General features: G+C 69.4%; 2 protein-coding genes. One reads left to right on the top strand and one right to left on the bottom strand.

The genetic code is table 11. From position 1 onward, the window contains the following. Positions 1 to 101 precede the first annotated feature (101 nt). Positions 102 to 638, top strand: coding sequence for an REP-associated tyrosine transposase (locus tag VF522_RS11710; RefSeq protein ID WP_330908437.1), 537 nt, complete (start codon positions 102 to 104; stop codon positions 636 to 638). A gap of 25 nt (positions 639 to 663) precedes the next feature. Here VF522_RS11710 and VF522_RS11705 read toward each other — a convergent pair whose 3' ends face one another. Then, positions 664 to 7,008: an autotransporter-associated beta strand repeat-containing protein gene (locus VF522_RS11705; protein WP_330908436.1), complete on the bottom strand. Its 6,345-nt coding sequence runs from the start codon at positions 7,006 to 7,008 to the stop codon at positions 664 to 666. Between the last annotated feature and the right edge of the window lie 6 nt (positions 7,009 to 7,014).

Below are 7,014 nucleotides of genomic sequence, written 5' to 3'. Positions count from 1 at the left end.
CGTAGGTCGGCGGTGAGCGCGAAGCCGAACCCCGACGATCGGCGCCAAACTACCCCGTTCGGCTGAACGCGGGCACGGCCGCCGGCCGTTGTACCGGCACCATGCCGAACTACATCCGCACGCACACTGCCGGCGCGACGTACTTTTTCACCGTCACGCTTCGGGATCGCGGCGCGCGGTACCTGGTAGACCACGTGGCGGATCTCCGGGCTTGCATGGCCGACGTGAAGAAACGGCATCCGTTCGAGATCGACGCAATGGTGGTGCTTCCGGAGCACATCCATGCGCTGTGGACGCTTCCGACTGAAGACGGCGACTTTTCCAGACGCTGGATGTTGCTCAAGCAAGCCTTCACGCGGCGGCTGCAGGCTGGCGGCGTCCTGGATCGTGATGCGGCCGAAGAGCGTCGCAAAGGCCAACGCTCCCTCTGGCAAGACCGCTTCTGGGAACACCAGATCCGCGACGACGACGATTTCGCCCGCCACGTCGACTACATCCACTTCAACCCGGTGAAGCATGGCTGGGTGATGCGCGCGCGGGACTGGCCGTACTCGAGCCTGCACCGGTACGTGCGTGAGAAGCGGCTACCGGCGGATTGGGGGATCAGCGCGGCGATCGAAGAACACTTCGGGGAGTGAAGCGTCCTTCGCCGCTATTGCCTCCCTAGCGGCAGCCCGGCTCCGCCTTCTGCTGCTCGGAGAAGCAACGCGGCAGGCGGATTGACAGCGTGCGGAACGACAGCGGCGCCGCGACCGCAGACGGCGTCAGCCGGCCGAAGAACACCAGCCGTTCCGTGTGCAGGAGGCCCGCGGCATTGCGCACGTCGGTGGCAATCAGCGCGTCGACTTGCGCTTCCAGAGTCCCGGCCACGTCCTCCGCCTGGCGCAGCAGGGCGTCCGAAGCCGTCGTGACCGCAGGCGCCGGCGCAGGCGCAGGCACCGGCCGCAGCCACTGCGTGTAGGCCGGCGCTGCCGCGATGTTCACCACTGGCGTGCCGGCATTGATGACCATCGGATCGGCCGCCGAATTCAGCGCGCCGCCCGTGACGTTCAGGGTCAGCGCCGTGGTGGCCAGCACTCCGGGCGAGCCGGCCTGCGCCGTGCCCGAGTTCAGGAACACCAGGTTGCCGTTCTGCGTCGTGGCACTGAGGTTGGCCACCGGCGACAGCGCCGCGGCATCGACCTGCATCGCACCGGCGCCCACCAGCGTGACGTCGGCCGTCGGCGCCGCGGACAGGCCGCTGACCACCAGCTGCGTGGCAGCACTGCGGTCGTCCAGGCTGACGCTGGTCGCGTTGCCGCTGACTTGCACCGCGCCGGTGAAGTCGCCCGCCACGGCCAGCGTGCCCGTGCCGCCGCCGTCCTGCGTGACGGCGAACTGCGTGCCGGAGCCGATCACGTTGCCGACGTCGGTGGCCACCAGGCTGCCGGTGGCCGTGAGCGTCGTGCCGGCCGCCGTCTGCAGCGGACCCGTGTAGCTCTGGCTGCCGGTGGTCGTCACGTTCCCCGCGAGGTTGCCGCCCGCGGCCGCCACGCTGGTGGCGGCGAGGTTGGTGCCGCTGCCCAGGGTCAGCACGCCGACGCCGGCGATGGTGCCCGCGCTGGCGCCGCCAGTGGAAGTGAAGCCCAGGTCGTTGCCGCCCCCGGTCACGTTGCCGACGGTGATGGCCTGGTTGCCCGTGCTGGTCAAGGCGACGTTGCCGCCCAGGACCACATCCTCCATGGACTGGACGCCCGTCGTCCGAACGGAGCCGGACAGCTGGGTCGTCCCGCCGCCGTTCGTGGTCAGCGAGGCGAGCGCCGTGCCGCCACCGACCGCGCCGGCGAAGCTGGTCGTGCCGGAGGCCGTGGCGCTCAGCGCGAAGGCGCCGTTCACCGTGCCGCCGAAGGCGATGGTTCCGGTCCCCGCGTTGAGGGCCGTGTTCGCGGTCAGGACCACCGCGTCGTTGTACGTTTGCGCTCCGGTGGTGGTGACGTTGGTGCCGATGCGGCTGCTGCCGCCGGCGTCCGTGGTCAGCGAGGCCAGCGCAGTGCCGCCTCCCACCGTGCCGAACAGGCGCGTGATGCCGGCGGTGTTGATCGCCAGGTCGGTGTTGCCGTCCACGGTGGTGCTGAAGCCGATGTTGCCGCCGCCGGTGCTGGTGACCGTGATCGCAGGCGCGGCCAGCGTGATCGCATCGGAGTAGTTCTGCCCGCCGGTGGTCGTGACGTCGGCGGCGATGCTCGTGGTACCTCCGCCGTTCACGCTCAGCGAGGCCAGCGCCGTGCCGGAGCCCACCGCGGCATTGAAGCTGGTGGCGCCGGAGGTCGTGGCGGTCATCGCGAAGGCGCCGTCCACCGTGCCGTTGAAGGCGATCGCCCCGGTTCCGGCGCTGAAGTTCGTGTTGGCGCCCAGGACCACCGCCTCGTTGAAGGTCTGCGCGCCGGAGGTGGCGACGGAGCCGCCGTTGACCACCGTGCTGCCGGCCGCGTCCGTGACGAGCGAGCCGATGTTGACGATGCCACCGAAGGTGGTCAGGCCGCTGGCGTTCAGGGTCAGCGCCTGGGAGCCGTCGATCCTGGCGAAAGTCACGTCGGTGCCGGTCAGCGTGGCATCCCTCAACAACACCACGGCGTCGTTGTAGGCCTGCGTTCCGGAGGTCGTGACGTTGGCCTCGATGAAGGTGAAGCCGCCGCCATTCGTGGTCAGCGAGGTCAGCGGCGTGACGGAACCCACCGCGGTGTTGATCCGGGTGATACCCGAGCCCGTGGCCGTCAGCGCGAACGCGCCATCGACCCCTCCGTTGAAGGCCAGCTCCGAGGCGCCGGCGTCGAAGGTGGTGTTGCCGCCCAGGACGACAGCGTCGTAGAAGTTCTGCAGCCCCGTGGTGGTGACCGACCCGCCGTTGACGACCGTGCTGCCGTCCGCATCGGTCGTCAGGGCCGCGACGTTCACCGCTCCGTTGAATGTCGTCGCGGTGCCGCCGGTGGTACTCACGATGAGCGCCTGCGCGCCGGTCACCGTGCTGCCGAAGGTGACACCGGCGCCGGTGATCGTCACGTCGGCTGTGAGTGCCACAGGACCGCCGTAAGCCTGGCTGCCCGAAGTGTGGACGTTGCCGCCCAGGCTCGCGCTGCCGGGACCGGAAATGGAGCCGGCGAAAAGGGTGCCGCCGGTCACGAGGGTTCCGCTGTTGGCGATCGGCGCAGTACCGAACGATTGCAACGCCGTTCCCGTGTTCAGGGTCGCTCCAGCCGCGATGGTCAGGGTCGAGACCGCGTTGAGCCGGTAGTCCGTCGGGCCCAGCACGAGCGTGCCGCCGTCGACGTTCACGGTGCCCGCGAGCGCAGTGCCGTTCAACGTGCTGGTGCCCCCGGCTTGCGTGAGCGTTCCGGTCCCCAGGTTGGCGTCCACGGTGGCGCCGTCCAGGGTGTAGCTGCCGGCCGCGAGCGTGCCGGTGCCGGCCAGCGTGCCGTTCAGTGTCAGGCTGCCGACGGTGTCCGAGTTGGCGCCGAGGTCCAGCGAGGCGCCCGTCGCGACGCTCACCGCCGTGCTGTCGGACAGCGTGGCGCTCGGGTGTCCCAGGGCCAGCGTGCCGGCCGCCACCGTCGTCGCCCCGCCGTAGGTGTTCGCTCCGGACAGCGTCAGGCTGCCCGTCCCCGCCTTGGTCAGGCCGCCACCCCCGCTGATCGTGCCGGAGAAGGTGGTGCTGCTGTTGGTGCCGCCGACGGTCAGCGTGTTCCAGTTCAGGTTGATGCTGCCGGCACCGGCGATGGAGCCCACCGTCCCGCTGCCGTTGACCCACCACTCCGCGCCGGCGCCCACGGTGACCGCGCTCGCGTCCGCGATCTGGTCGCCGCTTGCCTGCAGGGCGCCGCCGAGCACCGTCGTCGGGCCGGAGTAGGTATTGACGGCCGCCAGGGTCAGCACGCCCGCGCCGATCTTGGTGAGGCCGCCCGTGCCGCTGATCACGCCCGTGGGGTTGGAATGCAGGTCGCCGCCGCCGACGGTGAGCGTGTGGGAGCCCAGCGAGATGTTGCCGCCACCATTGACCGATCCGATGGTTTCCGAGCCGGTCAGGGCCAGGTCTCCGCCGTTGAGGTTCACGGTGCCGGTGTCGAGGATGGCCGTCCCGCCCAGGGCCAGCGTTCCGCCGTTGACGCTGGTCGCGCCGCTGTAGTTGTTGTTGCCCGTCAGGGTGGTGGTGCCGGTGCCGGCCTGCGTCAGCCCGCCGGTGCCGGTGATCGTGTTCGCGATCGTGACCGCATCGCTGCGGTTGATGGCCAGGGTGCCGCCGTTGACGGTGACCGTGTTCGTGCCCAGCGTGCCCGTCGTGCCGCCATTGCCGATCTGCAGCGTCCCGCCCGTGATGTTGGTGGTTCCGGTGTAGGTGCTGGTGCCGGCCAGGATCTGCGTTCCGCTGCCCGTCTTGCCGAGCGAGAGCACCCCGCCGCTGGTGTTGTTCGACAGCGTGCCGGTGAACGTGCCCGAGCCGTTGTCCACTCCGACGGTCACGCTGCCACGGCCGGGCCACCCGCCCTGCAGCGAGCCGGCGCCGTTCAGGGCGTTCACGCGGATGGTGCCTTCGACGCCGTCGAAGATGGCACCCGAGGCAATGTTCAGGTTCGCCAGGTTGCCGATCCAGAAGCCCTGGTCGGTGGAACTGCCCGCCACGCGCCCGCTCACCACGTCGACGAGGCCGCCGCTGCCCAACGAAATGTTGACGTTGCCGCCACCTCCGCCGAGGGCCGTGTTGGACCCGGCGTTCCCGGAGAAGCGCAGGGTGCCGGTCCCGGTGTAGGTACCCGGCTTCACGGCCAGAAGGCCACCCGTCTGGTTGTCGAACTGGAGCACCGCGCCGCTGGCGATGGAGACGTTGCCGCTGGGAAGGACGGAGTTGCTCGAGACCAGCCTGCCGCCGCCAACGGTCGTGCCGCCGGTGTACGTGTTGGCGCCGGAAAGCGTGACGGTCCCGGCCGTCGACTTGGTCAGTCCACCGGTGCCGGCCAGGTTGGCGCTGATCGAGCCGCTCTGCACGTCGAAGTTGGAGGCCGTCAGCGAACCGCCGGTGCCTGTGATGGAGCCACCGGTCAGCGAAACCGCGCCGACCGTGTCGCTGGAGACGCCGATGGCGAGCGTGCCGCTGGCCACCGTCAGGTTGGTCGAGTCACCGATGCGGTTCGACGCGCCCAGGGTCACCGTCTTGCCGGACTGAACATTGACATTCAGCGTGGGAGCGCTGACGAAACTGCCCGCGTTGATGCTGGCGTTGCCGCCGAAGAAATTGACGGCATTCGTGGCAACGATGGTGCCGTTGATGACGTTGGTCCCCGCACTGAATCCGCTCGACACGCTGACGACCGAGCCGGACAGCGTCACGCCCGCGCCGACGGTGACTTTCCCGGTGCCTGTCGGACTCAAGGGGAACGGCAGGGAGCTGTAGTTCGCGTCCAGGAAGAGCGCGTTGGCGCCGGTGCCGATGTTCGCGTTGACATTGATGTCATTCCCGGCCATCGCCGTCAGGCCACCGTTGCCCTTGTTGATGGCTTCGTTGAACGTGATGTCGTTGGTGGCCTGCAGCGTCACGGAGCCGGCGACGGCTTCGATCGTTTGCGCATCGATCGTCTGGGTGGTTCCGGCATTCGCCGCGAACGTCGTGTTCGTGGGGAAGGCCGCACCACCGCCGTTCGCAACAATGATGTTGTCGGGGTCGAGCAGCAGCGTGCCAGCCGTGCCCTTCGGCGCAGACAGATTTGCCGTGCCCGCAAAGCCCAGGCTCTTCTTGCCGGAGACTTCCGCGAAGCCACCGTTGCCGCCCACGCTGCCGCCGGTGGCCTTGATGTCGCCGGCGTAGGTCGTGGTGTCATCCGCCCACACGATGACCTTGCCGCCATGGCCGCTCGTGCCGGCGCTCGCATCGACGGACGCGCCCTGCTGGACGACGGTGACGGTGGCGTTCTGCTCCGCGCCCTTGCCCTGGAAGTTCCCGCCAACGAGCACCGTGCCACCACCCGCGTCACCGCTGGCATCGACCTTCGCGCCGGCCATCAGGCCCACGCGATCGCCCAGCACCCTCACCGTGCCGCCGCTTTCACCCGCATTCGCGCCCTTGGCCTCCAGCGTCCCCGACACCTGCACGATGCCGGTACTGCCGCCACTCAGCACGATCGTGCCGTTCTGGTCCGCGATGCTGTTCGCGCGGATGACGCCGCTCTGGTTGATCACCGTCGGCAGCGTGTCCGACAGCGCGCTCGCCAACAGGGCCACCTGGCCACCATCGGCAGTGATCGTTCCGCTGTTGACGATCGCCGCGTTCACCGCCGCCGTATCCACCGAGAACTTCACCAGCCCTGCCCCGGACGGATCCACCGTCACGCGCGAGCCCGCCAGCAGGCCCACGGAACCGCGCTGGGCGTCGATGGTGCCGGCGTTGTTCACGGACGCGCCCGCGAGCACCACGTAGCGGCCGGCGAGGCTGCCCTGGTTCGTCACGCTGGCCGTGCTGCTGCCGCTGAAGGTGTACTTGCCGTTGAGGAAGTCGTTGTTGCTCAGGTCCAGCGTCGTTGCCACGAGGCCGCCCACGTTCACCTGCGCGCCCGGTGCGAACAGCACGCCGGCCGGGTTCACCAGGAACACCTGGCCGTTCGCGGAGAGCGCGCCGTAGATCGACGTCGCCCCGCCGCTGATGCGGTTCAGCGCCACCGAGGACGTCCCCGGCTGCACGAACCGCACCGACTCGCCGGTGCCGATGTTGAAGCTGCGCCAGTCCAGGATCGCCTTGTTCGTCCCCTGGTTCAGCACGAGGCTGTTCGAGGTGGACTTCGGGTCGACCGTGACCTGTCCCGCGGCGACGTTCATCGTCGCCGTGTCCGGCAGCGCGCGCGCCAGCGGCGAGAACACGGTCAACATCGCGACCAGCAGGTCGGAGAACAGGCGCCCGCGGCGCACGCGGTAGGTCGCCTTCAGCTTGCGCGAGATGCGGACGATGACGGTGCGAACCTGCAGACGGTGGGTGGCTTGCGGCTTCATGTTGTG

Source organism: Ramlibacter sp., assembly GCF_036383835.1.
Taxonomy (GTDB): Bacteria; Pseudomonadota; Gammaproteobacteria; order Burkholderiales; family Burkholderiaceae_C; genus Ramlibacter.
Note: the sequence above shows the minus strand (reverse complement) of the source record. Positions and strands in the feature narration are given on the sequence as shown.